The following is a 20,012-nucleotide window of genomic DNA, read 5'->3' as shown; positions in this document are numbered from 1 at the left end:
TCCGTCAGAGGCTTTAGAAACGGTATTTGAAGTTGAGGGCGATGTTGTCGCGGTCTGCCAAGGGGGCATTCTTCGAGTTGCCCAGGTAGGCGCTGTAGAGAACTTCCGTAGAGAAGTTGCCGAGGTAGCGCCAGGTGCTGCCGACACTCATGCGATCGTCACCCTCGCCTGAGTTGATCGAGCCCAGTAGTGAGCTGTCGCGTTGCGCGGCGGTGCTGTAGGTGATGGGCACCGACACGTCCCAGCCGCTGAACACGTTGTTGTAGTCAAACGATGCCTGGACGGTGTAGCCCCAGGCGTCTCTGTCCTTGAAGAGCTTGTCGGATTGCGGGGTGTCGAGGGGGCCCAAGCCGGGGATGAAGACGGTGAAAGACTCCGCTTTGTCTTGATCCAGGACGTTGTTGTAAACGACCTCGCCGACCAGGGTGGTGTTGTCCGCAAAAGAGGTCGGGCCGACCACATGGATCAAGGACATCTGCGCCTGTAGGGTTTGAGCCTTTACTGCGTGTGGCGGGAGCGGGATGGCGATGGGGAAGCCGAAGCCGTTGAACGTGGTGGCCGTGTCGACCAGCACCGGTTGACCATCGCGGTAGCTGACTTCACCCGAGAAGCTGGTGTCGCCGAGCACGGTGGCGAAGCTGGCGCCGTATTGATCGATGTCGTCGAAGTAGCGCACCCGGTAGCTGCCAAAGTCGCTGAGAAAATCCAGCGTCGGGGTCTTGTCGTGGAAGCGCGAGTAGTAGATGCCGAACTCGGTGTTGTTCAGCGATTCGGCCGTATAGGTCATGGCCACACCGTATTGGCCACTGTCGGACGGCTCATCGTCGTCCAGCCGCTTGAGGAAACCGCTGGCGTCGTTGAAGCCGCCTTCGTCGATGAGGTCGGTGGTGGAGAAGTAGCTGCCGACCCCGAAGAGTTCGGTTTTTTCCCACTCGTACTGGTAGTAGGCCTGCAGGTTGAGGTTGTCGGTCAGGCTGAACTGGGCGAACAGCTGGCCAACCGGCAGGAGAATTTCCTTGACCTCGACGCCGGGGGTAGTCGCCTTGGTGGCGTCCACCGGGCTCTGCGCGGACGAGATGCCTTGGTAGAACAAGCTCTCGCCCCAGCTCACCACCTGATCGCCGACGCGCAGGTTAAGGGCGTGTCCGGCTACATCCCAGGTGCCATAGAAGTAGGAGTCGAGCAGGCGCAGGTCTTCGCGGTGCTGGTCGATGGTCTCCTGGGAAAAACGATCGGGTCTGGAGCACTGACCACCGGCGAAACAGTTGGAGGTGCCGGTGTCATTGTCGTTGCCCTGGTCGTAGACGTTGTCGTAGAAACCGGCGGCGCGAACAAACAGGCCGTAGTCTTCGCGCCATTTAAGGTTGGCTTCGGTGAGGAAACCGACGCGATTGCTGATCAGGCTGCCTTTGTCGAAGGCGTTGTCACCGTCGTTGCCATTGGCGTCACTGGTCAGCCGGTGGTCGCGGTCTTCGGTACGCCACGCCAGGCCGTAGCTCAGGGTCGTGTCCAAATCCACGGCCAACTCATCGCTGGGCTGGAAGGACAGGGCACTGGCCTGACCACTCAGCCCACCGGCCAGCATCAGCAGGGCCAGGCGTATGGAGGCCCGTAGCGGTTGTGGGGCGATTCTTGTTCTTATCATATCGTCCTCTTGCCGAGGTCGGGACCAGCCCGACCTGCAATTCAGGTTTGGGGAGTGGAGCTGGGCGTGACTATGGAGTCACGGCCGAAGGCTCAACATCGTCCAACTGGACTACCTGAAAATTTCTCTCTGCCGGCGCTGTTGTTTGTCCTATCCAGATTGCCCGCATCCAGCCCCCCGTAGTCCCATCGGACGATGCCTGGCCAGTGGGGCCTGCCAACAATCCCAAAGTCGACTGCGCACAGCTCCGAGCTGACGGCGGCGACTCCTTGTCCTGTAGGCCTTGAGCGGAGATGTCGCATGAGTGACGGCAAGATCAACTGGGATGACTGCTGCGATGTGCTGGTCGTCGGCTCTGGAGCGGGGGCGATGACCGCTGCGTTACGCGCCCATGACCTCGGGCTGAACGTGCTGCTGATCGAAAAAAGCGCGGAGTACGGCGGCACCTCAGCAGTGTCCGGCGGCGGCATCTGGATTCCCAACAACCATCGCATCGCGGCGCTTGGCGGTACGGACTCGGCTGAGGAGGGGATTCGCTACATCAAGGCGGTGACCCACGGGGAAATCGACGATGGCCGTATCGAGGCCTATGTCGAGAGTGGCCGTGAGATGGTCGAGTATCTCGAGCGGCACAGCCGGGTGCGCTTCGAGGCGCAGCCCAGCTATGCCGACTATTACCCGGAGGTGGAGGGCGGCAAGCCCGGCTATCGCTCCATGGACCCGCAGCCTTTCGATGCCGCTGAACTGGGCGGGGAGTTCCTGCTCATGCGCCCGCCATCGCCCGGCACCCTGATGATGGGGCGCATGGCCATGACCATGAAAGAGGCCCAGGTGCTGCTCTGCCGTGGGCCGGGTTGGCTCGGACTGACCCTGCGGGTGATCTGGCGTTACTGGCGGGACAGGGAGGGCCGGCGGCTGTCGCGCCGCGATCGATTCCTGACCCTGGGCAATGCGCTGATCGGCGCTTTGCGCGCCTCCCTGCTGGACCGTGCGCTGCCCCTGTGGCTGAACTGTACGCTGGAGGAACTGATAGTCGAGGACGGCCGGGTAATCGGTGTACTGGCGAGCCATGAGGGGCGTTCGTTGCGGATCAAGGCGCGCCATGGGGTCATTCTTGGCGCCGGTGGCTTCGAGCGTAACCAGGCGATGCGTGAGCAGTATCTGCCGCAACCCTCGCAGGCTGCCTGGAGTGCCACGCCGCCGAACAATACCGGCGACGCCATCCGCGCCGGCCAGGCCATAGGCGCGAACACGGCGTTGATGGGGCACAGCTGGTGGGCGCCTACCACCCATGTCGCCGGTGAGGAAAAGCAGCGCGCGCTGTTCGTCGAACGGACCTTGCCCGGCTGCGTGCTGGTCAACTCCGCCGGCCAGCGCTTCGTCAACGAGGCGGCGCCCTACACCGACATCGTCTACGCGATGTACGCCAACAACCGCGAAGGCGCGGTGAGTGTGCCCTGCTGGATGGTGTTCGACGCCGAGTTCCGGCGCAAATACCCCTGCGGAGCGCTGCTGCCAGGTTACGCCCAGCCGGACTGGCAGCTGCCCAAGCACCTGCGCGGCTATTTCCACAAGGCCGCGAGCCTGGAGGCCCTGGCCGGGCAGATCGGCGTCGACCCGGCTGGGTTGGCGCACAGCGTGGAACGCTTCAATGCCATGGCCGTGCAGGGTCGCGACGAGGATTTCCATAAGGGCGAGTCGCTGTTCGACCGCTACTACGGCGACCCCAGTGTGCAGCCCAATCCCTGCTTGGCGCCGCTGACTCGTGGGCCGTTCTACGCGGTGCGCATCGACGCTGGCGATATCGGCACCAAAGGTGGCTTGCTCACCGACGTGCATGCCCGCGTGCTGCATGTGGACGGCCAGCCTATTGCCGGCCTGTATGCGATCGGCAACAGCGCGGCCTCGATGATGGGCCGGACTTACCCGGGGGCCGGCTCCACCATCGGCCCGGCCATGACCTTCGGTTACCTGGCGGCGAACCATATCAAGAGCCAGAGCCTGGTGGCCCAGCCCTTGAGTAGTAGCTCATCACTCAGCTAGCACCATCGTGGATAAATCCGCTCCTACAAGCGCCGCACGGATGTTGTAGGAGCGGATTTCTCCGCGAAGTTGAACCCGAAAACGACACCTATCCCGCAGAAAGAACCCTGCGCTGCCTTTACAAGAGGGTTTCCATATGAGTACAGATTCAACCCAGGTCGCCGTCGTCACCGGCGCCAGTCGCGGTGTCGGCAAGGGCATCGCCCTGGCCCTCGGTGCCGCCGGCATGACCGTCTTCGTCAGCGGCCGCGCCCCCGAACGGGCCGGCTCCAGGCTGCATGGCCAGGCACTCACCGGTTCGTTGGAGGAGACCGCCGAAGCCATTACCCGCGCAGGTGGCCGTGGTATTGCGGTGACCTGCGACCATGCCGACGATGCCCAGGTACTGGCGCTGTTCGAGCGGGTCGAACGCGAATGCGGGCGTCTCGATTTGCTGGTGAACAACGCCGCCTTTCTCCACGAGAACCTGATCGACCCGGGGCCCTTCTGGGAGAAACCGCTGGAGCTGGTGCGGATACTGGAAGTTGGGCTGCGATCGGCTTATGTCGCCAGCTACCATGCCGCGCCGTTGCTGGTGCGTGGCGGTCGTGGGCTGATCGGCTTCACTTCGTCGTTCGGCGCCGGCTGCTATATGCACGGGCCGGCCTACGGTGCGCAGAAGGCCGGCTGCGACAAGCTGGCAGCGGACATGGCGGTCGATTTCGAAGGCACCGGAGTGGCCGCGCTGTCCCTTTGGCTGGGGCCGCAACTGACCGAGCGCACACGCATCGCCGGCGAAAATCATGGCGAGCAGTACGATGCCTTCCTGGCTCAGGCCGAGACACCGCAGTTCAACGGCCGGGTGATCCACGCACTGCTCAACGATCCTGAACTGATGAGTTATAGCGGGCAGACCCTGGTCACCGCCGAGATCGCCCCGCGTTACGGCATCAGCGAGGCCGAAGGGCGTCAGCCACCGTCCTACCGCGAAATGCTCGGCGCGCCACGGCTGCAACATCCGGCACGGGTGATCTAAGGGCTTCTGCTTTGTATGTAGGCGCTCGCATCGCGAGCGATGCTTTTTTTGGTTCTTCCCGGTAATCCGTGAAGAACCTTTTTTTTGCGCCACATACCTGATCGCTCGCGCTGCTCGCTCCTACACGTTCAGTGCGCCGGGCCGGGCAGATCGTTAATACAGAGCCTGTAACCTGCCATAGGCGGTTTCGAACGCCGTGGCAAATGCCGCCAGGTCGGCCGCGGGCAGGTGGTTGATGCCCGCGGCGCGTTTGCGGCCGCCGCCGCTGGCGAAGCGGCGACAGAAGGCGTCCGCGGCCAGCGGATGCTCCGCCGGGACGCGAATGCTGACAGTAAAACCGCCGGCGCTATTGCTGGAGAGCAGCGCCAGGGCCTGGTCCGGGCGCTGACTCAGTAACTGGTTGGCCAGCACGCCGATCACCCGGCGCGCCCAAGGCGCGGCGGGCAGCTGATATTGCGTGGCGCCCGGCACCTCGCGCCAGGGTGTCAGCCCGGCTGCCTTGGCCATGTCTGCGTGGTAGCCGTCACGCAAGGTGGCAAAGGTCTGGCTGCTGCGGATGAAGTCGAGCGGGTCGGCGAAGGGGTGCAGCGCTTCGGCCAGTTCGGCGGGGTCGAAATGCAGGTCGGCGATGCTTTCCCCGTAGGCGTTGTAGTTCAGGTAAAGGCCCAGTTGCTCAAGCTTGGCGATGTGTTCGGCGGCCAGTCCATGCTTTTCCGCCAGCGCCTGTCCGAGCATCGGTAGCCCGTCGCCGAAGGCCGCGACGATCGCCCAGCGATGATGGCGACCACCCAGGTAACGATTGACCAGAGTGCTGGTGCAGACATCCGCGGCGGTGTCGATGTACGACTCGAAGCCCGGATGCCGCGGCAGCTCGCCGGCGAAGTGATGATCGAAATAGCGGATGCTGGCGCCGTTGTGCAGCAGGCGGGCGACCTCCTCGCGGTTCTGTTCGTGGGCGATATCCAGCACGGTGATGCGGTCGCCGCTGCCGGCCTGGATTCGGCGCAGCAGGGCGATGTCGCGTTTGACCCCGGTAACCAGCAGCGCTTGCGGCGTTTCGACAAGGCGCAGTTGTTGCAGTGCGCACAAACCATCCGCATCGCCGTTGAAGGCAAAGTAATCAGTCATTTCCTTGAGACTCCAGGCAGGGTGCTTAGCGCATGTATTCGCCGCCGTTGGCGTCGAGCAGCGCACCGTTGATGGCGCGTGCGTAGTCGGAGACCAGGAACAGGGCCGCCCGGGCGCAGTCGCTGTCGGTCGGCATCCGCCCGCCGGGAATCCGCGCGCTGAACTGCTCGATCAGCGCTTGCTCGGTAATGCCGTGGGCGGCGGCGGTTTGGCGGATATGGGCCTGCACGGGTTCACCCCACATCCAGCCGCAGGCCAGGCTGTTGGCGCGAATGCCATACGCCGCCAGTTCGTTGGCCAGGTAGCGCACCGCCACCGCCAGCGCACCCTTCGACGCGGCATAGCAGGCTCCGCCGGCGTATGGCTGCTGCGCGCCCAAGGTGTTGATGATGGCGATGGCACCAGCCTGTTGGGCCTTCAGCTGCGGCAAGACTTCCTGGGTCAGCGTCAGGGTGCCGAACAGGTTGATGTCGAACACTTCGCGCCAGTGTTCCAGGTTGTCCGCTTCCACGGACATGAAGTCGCCATGGATGTAGGCACTGTTGATCAGGCCGTCGATCCTGCCGAAGCGTTCCACGGTGGCCGCGACGAAACGTTTGCAGGCGCTGCGGTCACTGATGTCGGTGGGCTGCCGCAGCACCGCGCAGGCAGTGCCGAGGGCACGGATCTGCGCTTCGGCGTCGATCAGCTTCTGCTCGGTCCGCGCGGCTATCGCTATGCCGGCAGCACCTGCGCGGGCGGCCTCGATGGCCAGTTTCACGCCCAGTCCCGGACCGATGCCGGAGATCATGATCACTTTGTCTTGGAGCAGCATGCTGGCGTTTCCTTTGGTGGGGGGTCAGGTCCGGGTTGCGGTATTGAGGTGACGGGTGCGGTAGTCGGCGTAATCGTCCTCCAACTGGCGTTCGCTGAGGCCGAACTGCTCCAGGCTGTAGGTGTGGGCCGCGCGTTTCTCGCGGCCGTTGCGGGTCAGCCAGTCCGCCATCGCCGCGCGCACCTCGGCGCCGAGCGGCAGGCCGGCGAAGCGATAGATCCGCTCGATCACGACCAGCGGGTCGGCCAGGGTGTCCTCGAAGCGCACGTCGAGGAAGGATTCGGCCGCGTGCCCGGCACGTATTTCCATGCTGTGGCGGATGGCGCGCGCCATGCGGGCGCTCCATTGCGTTCCTACCAGGCGCGGATCGACGGCATCGCTGTACATCTGCCAGAGGCAGTGGATGAAGCTGGCGATGGAGGGAATGGTTTTGCCCGGCTCGCGGTGGGTGAGGATCACTTGCGCACGGGGAAAGGTGTTGAACAGCAGTTCCAGGGTGTGCAGGTGTTGCGGACTCTTCAGCAGCCAGCGCCGACCGGCCGGGCGGCCGCGCCGTTGCTGCTGCCATTGGAGAAACTGGAGCATCTTCTTCAGATAGGCATACACCGGGGCCTGGTCCTGGCGGTCGAGCCAGGCGGTATAGCTGGGCACATTGGCGTAAGAGTCCATGGCGGACATGAAGGAGTGCTCCATGAGCATGAACTCCTCATCGGCCTGCATCGCATCCAGCGGGTGGATTGTCAGGATCTGCGGCATGTACTCGATCATGCTGGCGACTTCGGCGCAGGCCCGCGCCGTGCGTTGCGCCGGCTCGGCGAGGGACTCGCCGGGCAACGGTGCGGGATAGCGGGTTTCCCACCAGGCCGCGGAGTGGAACTGCGGATCGACCGCCAGGGTGCGCTGCAGCAGCGTGGTGCCGGTGCGCGGCAGGCCGACGATGACCAGCGGGTCGTCGAGAGGTTGCTGTTCGATCTCCGGGTAGCGTCGACAGTAGTCTTCGATCACCAGGCGATTGACGAGTTGGCCGAGCAATTTTTCCTGCATCAGGGCCCAACCCCGGGCAGACAGCCCGGCCTCGTCGCGCAGTGCGGCGAGCATCACCTGCAACGCCTCGCGGTAGTTGCCCGGGCCGAAATCGCTCAAGCCTCCCGCACGGGCGCTGGCCTCGGCCAGCAAGCTGTCGACGGTTGATTCCAGGGCGTGAGAAGGATGGCGGGTCATAGGGCTGCCTCAAGGCTGGTGAGCTTGACCACGCGGGTGGTCGGGTGGACGGGATGGCGGGCGCCGACCCAGCGCAGGCACAGGGTGCCCTGGTGCTGGCCGGCGGTTTCCAGCCAGTTCGGCAGGCCCGGGTCACGGGCGCTGAGCACCAGCGTGACGCCGCCCTGCGCGTTGTAGCGGGCCGAGTGTTTGTTCAGGCAGATGCGGTGGTAGCGGTAGTCCAGCGACTCCATCCAGTAGTTGTTGATCTGCAGGTTCCAGAAGTCGCATTCGGGTACCGACTCGACCTCGATGAGCAACGCCTCGTCGTCGGCGAGCGCCCAGTACGAGTGGTAGTAGAAAATGTTCGGATCGCCGCCGACGGACTGGCACAGCGCCTGGTCGGCCGGTGGCAGCTGGTTGGGGTGCCGCTGGTAGTCCCGGGCCCAGTCGGCGAACAGGCGCGCGGTGTTCTCCACGAAGCTGGCGGCACGCTGCAGGCCCTGGTGCAGGCGGTGTGGATCGAGGGCTGCCGGCATGTTGGCGCTGCCGATGCGCTCGATGCGCAATTGCGCGGGTTTCTCCGTTTTGCGATCGAGGAAGGTCTGGCGGACGATCAGGGCGTTGCTGGCCGATTCCAGGCGCAACCAGTTACCGGCGCTGGGCTGCTGGCTGAGGGTGATCTCGAAGTTGCCATCGCTGTTCAGTTCGAGTTGCTCAGCGTCGATAAAACCGGTGGGCGTCATGGTCCCGTCGCTTTCGTAGCCACCCTTCTGGGTGCCGAAGCTGAGGTAGGCCACGCTGCCGCGCTGGCCGCTGACGCGGTATTGGTTATTACCGTTGAGGCTCGCGTACTGGTAGAGGTTGTCCGGGTTGTCGGCCCCGATCTTGGCGGTTTCATGAGAGGGCGAGAAGAAACCGGGGCAGTCCGGGTCGGCGAACTCGACGTGCATTTCCAGGGCGATCCGCATCAGCCGGCTCAGGTAGCGGAAGCCTTCGGCGCGGGTTTGGGCGTCGGCCGGGGCCTCCGGGCGGAGGATCTGTTCGCCGCTGCGTTTCAGCACATCGCAGAAGTCGCTCCACGTCTGGCCGCTGAGCAGTTGCTCGTCGATCGTGTCTGTTGCCATGTTGAATCTCCTGTCGCCCAGGCATCGGGGAGGGAAGGTTGCAGCCGCCAGCTTGCTCGGCCAGGTAGTGGGGCGGGGCGATGTCGGCCAGGACCCTGCCAGCGACGATATAAATGCCGGCCCCCGGCATTCTTCGTCTGACTGGACTAACCCGGCACAGGGTTGTGCCGGCCCGATGCAGGAAATGCCGGGCAGGGCGGTGATCGAGTGGGATTTAGTCCGGGTAGACGAGGTGGTCGCCGCAAGAGGCTGGGCAGGATGGGCAGCGGGCGCTGTACGCCCGGTCTTCCCCCCTCGTGCCTAAGGCACTTGCCAACGCGGTGAATACACCGCGCACAGGAGAACCCAATGTCTGCTCAGAATCTGTTTGCTCAGGACTGTCTCGTGACTTCAGTAACCGTGGATATCGCCGCCCCGGCCGAGCTGGTGTGGGAGGTGCTGGTCGATCTCGAACGCTACCCGCAGTGGAATCCCTACACGGTCAAGGTCGAGTCGAGCCTGCGCATGGGCGAGGCGGTGAACCTGTTCCTGCCAGCCCCTGCACGGCCGGGCGAATTGCTGCAGGTGGTCGAATACCTGGCGGCGTTCGAGCGCCCGACGCTGCTGGCGTGGGAAATGTACGTCACGGCCGACAACCCCGATGCGGCCCGCCGCGACCAGCACATCGTGGCTACCGGCGAGGCGAGCTGTCGCTACCACACCACTGACCTGTTCCTCGGCCCTACCGCGCCGACGGTGATGGCGAACCACGGCGCCTGGGTCAAGCAAGGCTTCGATGCGGTCGCGCACAGCCTCAAGCTCCGCGCCGAGGCGTTGTACCGCGAACGCGCTTGAACCCGCTGCCGCTGATGGGCGAGCGCGAGGAGGGCCTGCGGAGACTCCGCGGTCCTCCTTGTCGGTTTTTTCTGCGTAGGAGCGGGCCATGCCCGCGATGCTTTAGTCGCGTTTCGCGGGCATGGCCCGCTCCTACAGAGGCTCTCTTTGCGCGCTTTCTGCGCCCACCACTGCGGTCTGCCGCATCTTGAAATTTTTAGTCTGGTTAGACGAAGAGTCCGCATCGGCGCTTTGCATACCGTGTTCTCCAGCGGGCCTGACCACAGGGGATAGGCCCGGTAGCACTGAGGAGAGCAGAGATGTTGACTCATTTGGAACGGCTGGAGGCGGAAAGCATCCAGATCATGCGGGAGGTGGTGGCCGAGTGTGATAACCCGGTGATGCTGTATTCGATCGGCAAGGACAGTGCGGTCATGCTGCACCTGGCGATGAAGGCGTTCTACCCGGCCAAGCCACCGTTTTCCCTGCTGCATGTTGACACCACCTGGAAGTTCCGCGAAATGATCGCCTTTCGCGACGAGACGGTTGAACGCCTGGGCCTCGACCTGCGAGTGCATGTGAACCCCGAAGGGCTCGAACGCAACATCAACCCGTTCAGCCACGGCTCGGCGGTGCATACCGATATCTGGAAGACCCAGGGCCTCAAGCAGGCGCTCGACCACTACGGCTTCGATGCGGCCTTTGGTGGCGCCCGGCGCGACGAGGAGAAGTCGCGAGCCAAGGAGCGGATTTTTTCCATCCGTTCCGAGCAGCATCGCTGGGACCCGAAGATGCAGCGGCCCGAGCTGTGGCGCCTGTACAACACGCGCAAGCGCAAGGGCGAGAGCCTGCGGGTGTTCCCCATCTCCAACTGGACCGAGCTGGATATCTGGGAATACATCCACCTCAACGATATCCCCATAGTGCCCTTGTACTTCGCCAAGGAGCGCCCCGTGGTGAGTCGTGACGGCACGCTAATCATGGTCGACGACGAACGCATGCCGCTGCTCCCCGGCGAGGTGCCGGAGATGCGTAAGGTGCGCTTCCGCACGCTGGGCTGTTACCCGCTCACCGGGGCGATCGAGAGCACGGCGCAGAGCCTGCCGGAAATCATTCAGGAAATGCTCCTGAGCAGGACTTCGGAACGGCAAGGGCGGCTGATCGACAGCGATTCGGCAGGCTCCATGGAGAAGAAAAAGCAAGAGGGGTATTTCTGATGAGCCAGATCACTGAGCTGGGCGCTGCGGATGCTCAGCGCAATCTACACGCGCAGCAGAGCAAGGGGCTGTTGCGTTTCATCACCTGCGGCAGTGTCGACGACGGCAAGAGCACGCTGATCGGCCGGCTGTTGTATGAGTCGAAGATGCTCTTCGAGGACCAACTTGGTCAGCTTGAGGCGGACTCGAAGAAGATGGGCACCCAAGGCGGCGAGCTCGACTTCGCGCTGCTGGTGGACGGCCTGTCCGCCGAGCGCGAGCAGGGCATCACCATCGACGTGGCCTATCGTTTTTTCTCGACCGGCAAGCGCAAGTTCATCGTCGCCGACACTCCGGGACACGAGCAGTACACCCGCAATATGGTGACTGGCGCTTCCACCGCCGATGTGGCGGTGCTGCTGATCGATGCGCGCAAAGGCCTGCTGACCCAGACCCGCAGGCACAGCTATTTGGTGTCCCTGATCGGCATTCGCCAGGTGGTGGTGGCGGTGAACAAGCTGGACATGGTCGGCTATTCCCAGGAGCTGTTCGCGCGGATCGAAGCCGAGTACCGCGCGTTCGCCGCCCAGATCGGCCTGCACAACATCGTCTGCATCCCGCTGTCGGCCCTGCGTGGCGACAACGTGATCGAGGCCAGCGTGAATACTCCCTGGTATCAGGGGCCTACGCTGCTGGAGCACCTGGAACAGGTTCCCCTGGAGGACGAGAGCCGTGGCCAGTCGCCCTTCCGGCTGCCGGTGCAGTGGGTCAACCGGCCAAACCTGAACTTCCGGGGTTACGCCGGCAGTATCGTCTCCGGCGCCATTCGCCGTGGCGAGCGGATTCGCGTGCTGCCCTCGGGCAAGGAAAGCCGCATCGCCAGCATCATCACCCCGTCCGGCGAGCAGGAAGGCGCGATCTGCGGCCAGGCGGTAACCCTGACCCTGGAGGATGAAATCGACATCAGCCGGGGCGACGTGATGGTCCTGAGCGATGCGCCGATGGCTGTCGCCGATCAATTCGAAGCGACGCTGGTGTGGATGGGTGAGGAGCCGATGTTGCCCGGTCGGCCGTACCTGATGAAAATCGGTAGCCGCACGTTGGGGATGACCTGTGCAACGCTCAAGCACAAGGTCAACGTCAACACCCTCGACCAGCTGGCGGCCAAGACCCTGGAGCTGAACGAGATCGGCGTCGGCAACCTGAGCCTGGATCAGGCGATTCCTTTCGATGCCTACAGCGACAATCGCGACACCGGCGGTTTCATCGTGATCGACCGCTTGAGCAACAGCACCGTCGGTGCCGGTATGCTGCACTTCGCCTTGCGGCGCTCGCAGAACGTGCATTGGCAGGCGATCGACATCAACCGCCAGGCGCACGCGGCGCTCAAAGGGCAGACCCCCTGCATCTTGTGGTTCACCGGCCTGTCCGGAGCGGGCAAGACGACCATCGCCAATCTGGTCGAGCGCAAGCTGCACGCGCTGGGGCGGCACACCTATCTGCTCGACGGCGACAACGTGCGCCACGGTCTGAACAAGGACCTGGGCTTTGCGGACGCCGACCGGGTCGAGAACATCCGCCGGGTGGCGGAGGTGGCGCGGTTGATGCTGGATGCCGGGTTGATCACCCTGGTTTCGTTCATTTCACCGTTCCGTTCGGAGCGCGAGATGGCGCGTAACCTGGTCAGCGATGGCGCCTTCATCGAGATCTTTATCGACACCTCGATCGAGGTCGCCGAACAGCGCGACCCCAAGGGGCTGTACAAGAAGGCTCGGTGCGGAGAATTGCTGAACTTCACCGGTATCGATTCGCCTTACGAGCCGCCGGAGCAGCCGGACATCCGCATCGATACCTGCAGCGACAGCGCCGAGGCGGCGGCCGAGCGCATTGTCGAGCACGTGCTGGCCAGGCTGGGGGGCTGACCGAACGCTGTGGGATGCCGACGCGGACGGGTTGTCCGCCCGTGTCGACAACCACGCATGGGCACTGGGAAGAGCAGGGCATGGAATAGGCTGAACGGACGATTTACCCATGGTGGCACTGCCGAATACTCGTGGTACGGGTCGATCAAGTCATCGCCAGCCCAGCTGCGGAGAAGGCCAAGCATGATCAGCGCAACGTCACCTGTCACCCCTACGGCAATGCCGGCCCTGTATGAGCTTGCGGCGCTCGATCCGGCGAGCCTGAGCGAACTTCTGGGGCGCATTTATCAGGGCCCGCAGGAGTCGATCCCCTGGTCGGGCCTGCTGGAAATGCTCCGCCAGCGCCTCGCCGCCAGCTTCGTGACCCTGGTATTGCGCAACCCGGCGAGTGATCGGCCGGGGCTGATCGTCAACGCCTCGGCCTTCGGTCCCTTGTTGCCGGGGGAGCCTTCGTACAGCGAGCACTTCTATGCGATCTGCCCATTCATCGACTGGCCGGTGGACCGGGTGGCGAGCGCCGATGAGGTGTTTGGTGCGGCGGCCTGGAGTGCGCATGACTTCTATCTGCAGTATCTGCAACCGCTCGATCTGCGCTACGTTCTGGTCGCCAATATCCGCACCGAGGCGGGGGTGGATTGTGCGTTCTTCGTCTGCCGTAACCACCTGGGCTGCGATTTCGATGAGGCCGAGAAGGCCCTCGTGTCCGTCCTGCTGCCGCACTTGCAGCGGGCAGTCGATATGCACTCGACCCTGGACGAGCTGAATTCGGAGCGCATGCTCTATGCCGCCACCATCGACCGCATGCTGGTTGGCACCGTGATTCTCGACGAAAGTGGCAAGGTGATGAAGAGCAGTGCGGCGGCCAATCGCCTGTTCGCCGCGAAGGATGGGCTCTACAGCCGCCACGACAGACTTCGCGCGCATTCGGCGAACGAGAACCGCGCATTGCAGAAGGCAATTGAGTCGGTACTGCGCCTGCACCTGTGTGGCGCCAGCAGCGTCGAGGTCATCGCCTTGTCGCGCCCTACCGGGGAAATGCCGCTGAACCTGCTGCTGCGGCCGATCCCACTCAACTACCAGGCCCATGACGGCGCTCGGCGTCCGGCGGTAGCGGTGTTTATCCGCGACCCGGCGGATTCGCCGCAGGCCTCGCGCGGTTTGCTGCGCAAGCTGTTCCAGTTGACCGCGACCGAAACCGAGGTGGCCTTGTTGATGATGGACGGCCTGACCCTCGATGAGACCGCAGAGAAACTGGGGGTGATGAAAAATACCGTGCGGGCCCATTTGCGCGGCGTGTTCGCCAAGACCGGCGCCACCCGTCAGGCGTTGCTGGTGAAAACGCTGTTGAACAGCGTGGTGTCGTTGGCCTGAGCCTCTAGCCGGCAACTGCGAATCCAGCCCGGTGATCTGAGCGCGCCAAGAAAAAGGCTATGTCCCAGTTGTGTATTGGTGGCGCTGATGACTGCCGAGGCTCGGTGTTTCCGTAGGGTGGGTTAGCCGCGTAGGGGCGTAACCCACCATCGATGCCACAAGGTATCGCCATTGCCGGCCTGACGGCCGGTCGGTGGGTTACGCCTTCGGCTAACCCACCCTACGCGAGGCCATGCAACACGTAACGCCCGTTTTCTTATTGCCGCGTTTCGCGGCCTCAGCTGGCCGTGGCGGCCTTGAGCAGGTACTGGCTGGTCGGCAACACCTGGATCTTCTCCAGGTCGATGAAGCGCCGGCAGCTCTCCATCATCGCCGCCAGGTGGCGCTGGAACTTGGCCTCGTCGCCGACGGCGCCGAAGAAGGCCATGGGGTCGGTCATGGCCGCCGGCGGGAAGCACTCCTCGACTATGGCGTCGAGCTTCGGCGCGTCATGGGTGAGAGGGCGCAGCACCAGGTTCTGCACGTACTGGAAGTTGTCCTGGGTGTCGATCGCCACCTGAGTGTGGTGGTTGTGCCAGATGTCCAGCCAGGTCGCCGGATCCTGCCCGGCCGGGCGGGTCAGCAGGGCCAGCTGGGCGAAGCCGTGGGTGCGTTCGCCCGGCACGGCCGGGAAGCGGGTGTTGCGGATCGGTACGGACTCGCTGACCAGATAGCCGGCCAGGCGCGCGACCGCCGACGCCAGCACCGCCTCGAACGGTTGGCGGAACTGGGCGATGGCGCTGTCGACCCACAGCGCCACGCTGCCGTCCATCAGCGGCTGGCTGTTGGCCTGGCGCAGACCGGTGGCGGCTTCGACCTGATGGTCGGCGACGTTCACCTGCAGGCCGCAGGCGCCGAGGGCCAGGAGTTGGTTGGCGACTTCACCGCGCAGGCGCTGGGCGAAGGTTTCACTGTCGATCTGGGCGTCGCGCCAGACGAGGTAGATGATCTTTTCCATTTCAGAGAGTCCTCGGTTGCGGGGTGGGTTTGCCAGTCTGTGCGCGTGGGACGGTCTTAGGTTCCGGCCGCGGCCAGTTCGCGCAAGGCATTCTTGGTCACCTTGCCGGCGGCATTCAGCGGCATGGCCTGCAGCACCTGCACCCGGCGTGGCACCTTGTAGTTGGCCATCTGTTCGCGGCACCAGGCGAGCAGGGCCGGCTCTTCGATCACCCTACCGGGTGCCGGCAGCAGGAAGGCCATGGCCACCTCGCCGAGGCGTTCGTCGGGGATGCCGATCACCGCAACCTGGGCCAGCCCCGGGTACTTCAGCAGGCATTGCTCGATCTCCGCCGGGTAGACGTTGAAGCCGCCGGTGATGAACATGTCCTTCAGCCGGTCGGTGATGCGCAGATAGCCGTGTTCGTCGAGTACACCGATATCCCCGGTATGCAGCCAGCCGTCGCTGTCGATAGCCTCCAGGCTGGCCTGGGGGTCGTTGTAGTAGCCCTGCATCAGGTTGTAACCGCGAATCAGCACTTCGCCGGGTTCGCCTGGCGGCAGCAGGTTGCCCTGGGCATCCACGCAGCAGAGTTCGATGCCAGGCATGGCCCGTCCACTGGTGGTGGCGACCCGTTCGGGCGCATCCCCGGGGCGGCAGATGGTGGCGAAGCCGCAGACTTCAGTCAGCCCGTAGGCGGTGATGATGGTCTGGAAGCCCAGTTCGTCACGCATGCGCTGGATCATCTGTACCGGAATCGCCGCGGCGCCGGTCACCGCCACCCGCAGCGAGGACAGGTCGTACTGCGCCCGCTGCGGGTGAGCGAGCAGCGATTGATAAAGGGTCGGCGGCCCCGGCAGCACGCTGATCCGTTCGCGCGCCACGCATTCCAGCACCGCCTGCACATCGAATACCTGTTGCGGCAGGATGGTGCAGCCGCGCATCAGCGCCGCCAGCCAGCCGGCCTTGTAGCCGAACGAGTGGAAGAACGGATTGACGATCAGGTAGCGGTCGCCCTCGCGCAGGCCGACCACGGCACTCCAGTCGCGCACCACCCGCAAGTTCTGCCCGTGCTCGGTCATGACCCCCTTGGGCTTGCCGGTGGTGCCGGAGGTGAACAGCAGGTCGGAGAGCGAGCGCGGGTTGACCGACGCTTCACGTACCAGCAGTTCGGCCGGTGAAACCTCGCCGGCCAGGGCGAGAAAATCCTTCCAGGCCAGAGCCCTGTGACTGGCGCCGCGCAGGCTGACGATCTGGCGCAGGGCCGGCAAGGCTTCGTCTTGCAACTGACGCGGATAGTCGACGCCGAGGAACTCGCCGATCACGAACAGTAGGCTGGCGCCACTTTCGCGCAGGACAAACCCGGCTTCGGCGCCCTTCATCCGCGTGTTCAGCGGCACCAGAGCGGCGCCGACGCTCTGCAGTGCCGTGGCCGCGACTATCCATTCCCAGATATTCGGTGCCCAGACTGCCACCCGGTCACCGGACTGCACACCCAGCGCCAGCAAAGCGCGGGCGGCCTGGCGGCGCAGTTGGTCGAGTTCGCGGTAGCTGATCCGCTGGCCGGCTTCCTCGATGGCTGGGCTGTCGCCATACGTCTGTGCGGCGGCGGCCATGAGTTGTGGAAGGGTGACGGCGTTTTCAACGGACGGCATGGCGCCTCCTCAGGCAGAGGATGGAAACGGATGGGAACAGCCAGGCAGGGTGCCTGGCCGGGAATCTAGAACAGGCTCTTAACGCGTCGGCGGGGCGAAACGGCGACCGGCGGAGAAACCGCCATCCACGGCAATCATCTGCCCGCTGACGAAGGAGGCCTCGTCGGAAGCGAGGAACAACGCCACGTTGGCCACTTCTTCCGGCTGTCCGGAGCGGCAAAGCATGTGCTGCGAGGTGAAGTAGGCGTGGAAGGCTTCATGCTCGCGCACCATATGGGTCATCGGTGTTTCGATCAGCCCGGGGCAGAGGCCGTTGACGCGGATATTGGCGTAGCCGTAATCGATGGCCATGGAGCGGGTCAGTTGGTTGATGCCACCCTTGGCCACGTTGTAGGCGACGTTGCCGTCACAGCCCTGCAGGCCGAAGATCGAGCCGATATTGATGATCGAGCCACTGCGCTGGGCTTCCATCTGCGGCAACACGTACTTGCTGGTGAGCATGCTGCCGGTCAGGTTGATGTCCAGCACCCGTTGCCAGCTGGCGGTTTCGATGGCGGTGACACTGCCCTGATCGGCTACGCCTGCGGCGTTGACCAAGGCATCGATGCGGCCGTAGCGCGCGATGACTTCATTCATCAGCTGCTGGATACGGGCTTCGTCGCGCACATCCAGGGTCATGAACAGGCCGGGAAACTCCGCTGGTGCGGTGCCGATATCCAGCCCCACCACCTGTGCGCCTTCCTCGGCGAACCGGCGTACACAGGCCAGGCCTATACCCGAAGCGGCGCCGGTCACGACCGCCACCTTGTTCTGCAAACGTGCCATAGCTGAACCTCTTTATTGTTGTGGGCCAAGTTCTTCGTTCGGAGTCTAACCACCGCGCGGCTATCGGTGATCGTCCGTTGGGACTAGCCGGCGAGCAAGCGTCAGCCGACGGGAAGCGACGAGCTTTTGTAGGAACGGATTTATCCGCGATTGGGCCGCCCGCTCCCACAGAAGGCAACACGGCCTCGATCTCATTCCAGCGGTTATAAAAAAACCCGGCCGAAGCCGGGAAAAAAGGAGCAGGCGCTCAGGACTACTCCTCAATCCGGAAATTTCAGCCGGACCCGTGCACTGGTCGGTCGGCTCTGACAGGCCAGGGTCCAGCCCTCGGCCAGCTCCTGGGCGCTGAGCACGTCGTTGCGCGCCAGCAAGGTTTCGCCTTCTTTTACCTTGCACATGCAGGCGCCGCAGAAACCTTCCTCGCAGGAGGAGGGCACCTCCAGGCCGGCGGCCTTGCAGCTTTGCAGCAAGGTGTCGCCGGGCTGGCAGGGGATTTCGTGCTGCAGGCCGTCGAGCTCGACGGTCAGCGCTTCGCAAGTCGAGTCGGCCGCCGCCGCGCGGGCTTCGGCTTCCTGGGCCTGCAACTCGTCGGGATCGGGCGGTGAGACAAAGCGTTCGACATGAATGTGTTCAGCCGCTTCGCCGAGCCCCAGCAGTGCGCCTTCCACCGTGTCCATAAAGGGCCCGGGGCCGCAGATGAAGAACTCGGCGCCAGTGTGGCCGCGTACCAGGTGCCGGACTTCATCCGCCGTCAGGTAACCCTGCAACGAGTCCAGCACATGCACCACTTCCAGCCGCTCACCATTGGCCTTGGCCAACTGGCGCAGTTCGTCGCGAAAGATCACCGAGCGCTCATCGCGGTTGGCGTAGATCAGCTTGATCCGCCGCTGGCTGGTGCGCAGCGCCGACTTGAGGATGGAGAACACCGGGGTGATGCCGGAGCCGCCACCGAACAGGACGATATCGCTATCGCCTGCAGTCAGATGGCCGGCGTTCAAACAGAAATGGCCTGCCGGTGGCAGCACTTCCAGCCAATCGCCGGCCTGCACCCGTTGGTTCATCCAGTTGGATATTCGGCCGCTCTCGACCCGTTTAACCGTGACCTTGGGTTGTGCGTCGCAATCCGGCGAGCTGGCCATGGAGTAACAACGGGTCAGCAGTTTGCCTTCATAGGGCACGCGAAAGCTGAGGAACTGCCCCGGCTTGTAGCGGAAGCGCTCCTGCAGTTCCGCCGGCACACGCAGCACCAGCGAGCGGGCGTCGGCCGTTTCGTCGATCACCTCGGCCACTTCCAACCGGTAGACGCCCAGCGACGTCTGCTCGGCAGGCGTCAGGTTCAACTGCTGCGTGCCCATGCTCACCTCCACTTCAGAAGCTGTTTTCAAATTGTCTGCGCTCGGTGATGCTGCGTTAAAAATGGCTTCGGAATGCTCATTTACAGCTCGTAAACTCTGCTTCCTCGGCCATTTTTGCCTTGCCTGACCTTCGCTCGCCGATTTTGAAAACACCTTCTCAGAGGCCGCTGATCAACTGGGCGTTGTCCACGCGGATCTCGGCGCCGTTGACGAAGCGCGACTCGTCCGAGGCGAGGAACAGCACCACGTTGGCGATATCCTGCGGCGCGCACATGCGATTCATCGGATCCTGGTCCAGGGTTTCTTGGGGGATCGCTTGACCACCGGTGAGGGCCTGGGTCATCGGCGTGTTGATGCCATCCGGGTGCACGCTGTTGCAGCGAATGCGGTAACCCTGCTGCTTGCAGTGCAGGGCGACGGAGCGGGTCATGGCCGCCACCGCGCCCTTGGAGGCGGAGTAGGCGCAAAACATCGGCATGCCGCCCAGGGCCGCCACCGAGGACATGTTGACGATGGAGCCACCGCCGTTTTCCTTCATCGCCTGCACGGCGTATTTGCAGCCGAGGAAGTAGCCCTCGGTGTTGATTTTCTGCACCTTCTGCCACAGCTCCAGGCTGGTGTCCTCAATGCTGCCGAGGGCGAGGATGGCGGCATTGTTCACCAGTACGTCGAGGCGGCCGAAGGTTTCCAGGGTGACGTTGATGACATTCTGCCAATCGGCTTCGCTGGCGATGTCCTGGCGGATAAACAGCGCGTTGGCGCCGATCTCAGCGGCCACCTGACGGCCGGCCTCGTCGTTCAAATCGGTAAGCACCACTTTGGCACCCTCACGGGCCAGTAGTAGCGCATCCTCGCGTCCAACGCCGCTGGCGGCACCCGTAACGATGCAGACTTTGCCTTCTACGCGTTTCATTGTTGTTCTCCTGA

16 protein-coding genes are annotated in these 20,012 nt (G+C 63.9%); 6 read left to right on the top strand and 10 right to left on the bottom strand.

What is annotated here, in order from left to right; all coding sequences use genetic code 11:
• Positions 1–13 precede the first annotated feature (13 nt).
• Positions 14–1,645, bottom strand: coding sequence for a DUF1302 domain-containing protein (locus tag AC3IYG_RS11490; RefSeq protein ID WP_489308488.1), 1,632 nt, complete (start codon positions 1,643–1,645; stop codon positions 14–16).
• 300 nt (positions 1,646–1,945) lie between these two features.
• Between AC3IYG_RS11490 and AC3IYG_RS11485 the strand changes: the two genes are divergently transcribed.
• Both AC3IYG_RS11485 and AC3IYG_RS11480 read left to right on the top strand, forming a co-directional pair.
• Complete coding sequence (locus AC3IYG_RS11485; RefSeq protein WP_489308487.1) at positions 1,946–3,688, top strand: FAD-binding protein; 1,743 nt, start codon at positions 1,946–1,948, stop codon at positions 3,686–3,688.
• A gap of 136 nt (positions 3,689–3,824) precedes the next feature.
• Positions 3,825–4,703, top strand: coding sequence for an SDR family NAD(P)-dependent oxidoreductase (locus tag AC3IYG_RS11480; RefSeq protein ID WP_489308485.1), 879 nt, complete (start codon positions 3,825–3,827; stop codon positions 4,701–4,703).
• Between the two features lie 153 nt (positions 4,704–4,856).
• Here the strand turns inward: AC3IYG_RS11480 and AC3IYG_RS11475 are convergent, their stop codons facing one another.
• Genes AC3IYG_RS11475 through AC3IYG_RS11460 form a run of 4 tightly spaced genes read right to left on the bottom strand, consistent with a single transcriptional unit; the run spans position 4,857 to position 8,972 of the window.
• On the bottom strand, positions 4,857–5,831 hold the full coding sequence (locus AC3IYG_RS11475; protein WP_489308483.1) for a DHH family phosphoesterase: 975 nt from the start codon (positions 5,829–5,831) through the stop codon (positions 4,857–4,859).
• Positions 5,832–5,856: 25 nt separating this feature from the next.
• Positions 5,857–6,645, bottom strand: coding sequence for an SDR family oxidoreductase (locus tag AC3IYG_RS11470; RefSeq protein ID WP_489308481.1), 789 nt, complete (start codon positions 6,643–6,645; stop codon positions 5,857–5,859).
• 24 nt (positions 6,646–6,669) lie between these two features.
• The gene (locus AC3IYG_RS11465) at positions 6,670–7,866 is read right to left on the bottom strand and encodes a sulfotransferase family protein (RefSeq protein WP_489308480.1); all 1,197 of its coding nucleotides are present in this window, start codon (positions 7,864–7,866) and stop codon (positions 6,670–6,672) included.
• Complete coding sequence (locus AC3IYG_RS11460; RefSeq protein WP_489308478.1) at positions 7,863–8,972, bottom strand: DUF1214 domain-containing protein; 1,110 nt, start codon at positions 8,970–8,972, stop codon at positions 7,863–7,865. The genes AC3IYG_RS11465 and AC3IYG_RS11460 overlap by 4 nt, the downstream gene beginning before the upstream one ends.
• A gap of 384 nt (positions 8,973–9,356) precedes the next feature.
• On the opposite strand from AC3IYG_RS11460, the gene AC3IYG_RS11455 reads away from it, so the two are divergent.
• The 4 genes from AC3IYG_RS11455 (at position 9,357) to AC3IYG_RS11440 (ending at position 14,274) form a co-directional block, all read left to right on the top strand.
• The gene (locus AC3IYG_RS11455; RefSeq protein WP_489308476.1) at positions 9,357–9,806 is read left to right on the top strand and encodes an SRPBCC domain-containing protein; all 450 of its coding nucleotides are present in this window, start codon (positions 9,357–9,359) and stop codon (positions 9,804–9,806) included.
• Positions 9,807–10,090: 284 nt separating this feature from the next.
• A complete protein-coding gene (gene cysD / locus AC3IYG_RS11450; protein WP_489332210.1) occupies positions 10,091–11,002 on the top strand; it encodes a sulfate adenylyltransferase subunit CysD in 912 nt (303 codons plus the stop codon).
• On the top strand, positions 11,002–12,903 hold the full coding sequence (gene cysN / locus AC3IYG_RS11445; protein WP_489313816.1) for a sulfate adenylyltransferase subunit CysN: 1,902 nt from the start codon (positions 11,002–11,004) through the stop codon (positions 12,901–12,903). The genes cysD and cysN overlap by 1 nt, the downstream gene beginning before the upstream one ends.
• 183 nt (positions 12,904–13,086) lie before the next feature.
• The gene (locus tag AC3IYG_RS11440; protein WP_489313815.1) at positions 13,087–14,274 is read left to right on the top strand and encodes a helix-turn-helix transcriptional regulator; all 1,188 of its coding nucleotides are present in this window, start codon (positions 13,087–13,089) and stop codon (positions 14,272–14,274) included.
• A 277-nt stretch (positions 14,275–14,551) separates the two neighbouring features.
• Here AC3IYG_RS11440 and AC3IYG_RS11435 read toward each other — a convergent pair whose 3' ends face one another.
• From AC3IYG_RS11435 to AC3IYG_RS11415, 5 genes are all read right to left on the bottom strand, one after another.
• Positions 14,552–15,271, bottom strand: coding sequence for an EthD domain-containing protein (locus AC3IYG_RS11435; RefSeq protein WP_489313814.1), 720 nt, complete (start codon positions 15,269–15,271; stop codon positions 14,552–14,554).
• Between the two features lie 56 nt (positions 15,272–15,327).
• Complete coding sequence (locus tag AC3IYG_RS11430) at positions 15,328–16,905, bottom strand: FadD3 family acyl-CoA ligase (protein ID WP_489313813.1); 1,578 nt, start codon at positions 16,903–16,905, stop codon at positions 15,328–15,330.
• A gap of 78 nt (positions 16,906–16,983) precedes the next feature.
• Positions 16,984–17,730 (bottom strand): SDR family NAD(P)-dependent oxidoreductase, encoded by a 747-nt coding sequence (locus tag AC3IYG_RS11425; protein ID WP_489313812.1) that lies wholly within the window; start codon positions 17,728–17,730, stop codon positions 16,984–16,986.
• A 260-nt stretch (positions 17,731–17,990) separates the two neighbouring features.
• Positions 17,991–19,085: a 2Fe-2S iron-sulfur cluster-binding protein gene (locus AC3IYG_RS11420; RefSeq protein WP_489313811.1), complete on the bottom strand. Its 1,095-nt coding sequence runs from the start codon at positions 19,083–19,085 to the stop codon at positions 17,991–17,993.
• A 157-nt stretch (positions 19,086–19,242) separates the two neighbouring features.
• Entirely contained in the window at positions 19,243–19,998 is a 756-nt protein-coding gene (locus AC3IYG_RS11415) for a glucose 1-dehydrogenase (protein WP_489313810.1), read from the bottom strand.
• Between the last annotated feature and the right edge of the window lie 14 nt (positions 19,999–20,012).

The organism is Pseudomonas sp. KH_027, assembly GCF_057838565.1.
This window is presented reverse-complemented; position numbering and strand designations above follow the sequence as displayed.

Bases quoted from the DNA above. Each gene is read 5' to 3' on its own strand.
- AC3IYG_RS11440 (WP_489313815.1), top strand. From the start codon at position 13,087: ATGATCAGCGCAACGTCACCTGTCACCCCTACGGCAATGCCGGCCCTG.
- AC3IYG_RS11470 (WP_489308481.1), bottom strand. From the start codon at position 6,645: ATGCTGCTCCAAGACAAAGTGATCATGATCTCCGGCATCGGTCCGGGA.
- AC3IYG_RS11475 (WP_489308483.1), bottom strand. From the start codon at position 5,831: ATGACTGATTACTTTGCCTTCAACGGCGATGCGGATGGTTTGTGCGCA.
- AC3IYG_RS11485 (WP_489308487.1), top strand. From the start codon at position 1,946: ATGAGTGACGGCAAGATCAACTGGGATGACTGCTGCGATGTGCTGGTC.
- AC3IYG_RS11465 (WP_489308480.1), bottom strand. From the start codon at position 7,866: ATGACCCGCCATCCTTCTCACGCCCTGGAATCAACCGTCGACAGCTTG.
- cysN (WP_489313816.1), top strand. From the start codon at position 11,002: ATGAGCCAGATCACTGAGCTGGGCGCTGCGGATGCTCAGCGCAATCTA.
- AC3IYG_RS11430 (WP_489313813.1), bottom strand. From the start codon at position 16,905: ATGCCGTCCGTTGAAAACGCCGTCACCCTTCCACAACTCATGGCCGCC.
- AC3IYG_RS11420 (WP_489313811.1), bottom strand. From the start codon at position 19,085: ATGGGCACGCAGCAGTTGAACCTGACGCCTGCCGAGCAGACGTCGCTG.
- AC3IYG_RS11415 (WP_489313810.1), bottom strand. From the start codon at position 19,998: ATGAAACGCGTAGAAGGCAAAGTCTGCATCGTTACGGGTGCCGCCAGC.
- AC3IYG_RS11425 (WP_489313812.1), bottom strand. From the start codon at position 17,730: ATGGCACGTTTGCAGAACAAGGTGGCGGTCGTGACCGGCGCCGCTTCG.
- AC3IYG_RS11435 (WP_489313814.1), bottom strand. From the start codon at position 15,271: ATGGAAAAGATCATCTACCTCGTCTGGCGCGACGCCCAGATCGACAGT.
- AC3IYG_RS11460 (WP_489308478.1), bottom strand. From the start codon at position 8,972: ATGGCAACAGACACGATCGACGAGCAACTGCTCAGCGGCCAGACGTGG.
- AC3IYG_RS11480 (WP_489308485.1), top strand. From the start codon at position 3,825: ATGAGTACAGATTCAACCCAGGTCGCCGTCGTCACCGGCGCCAGTCGC.
- AC3IYG_RS11490 (WP_489308488.1), bottom strand. From the start codon at position 1,645: ATGATAAGAACAAGAATCGCCCCACAACCGCTACGGGCCTCCATACGC.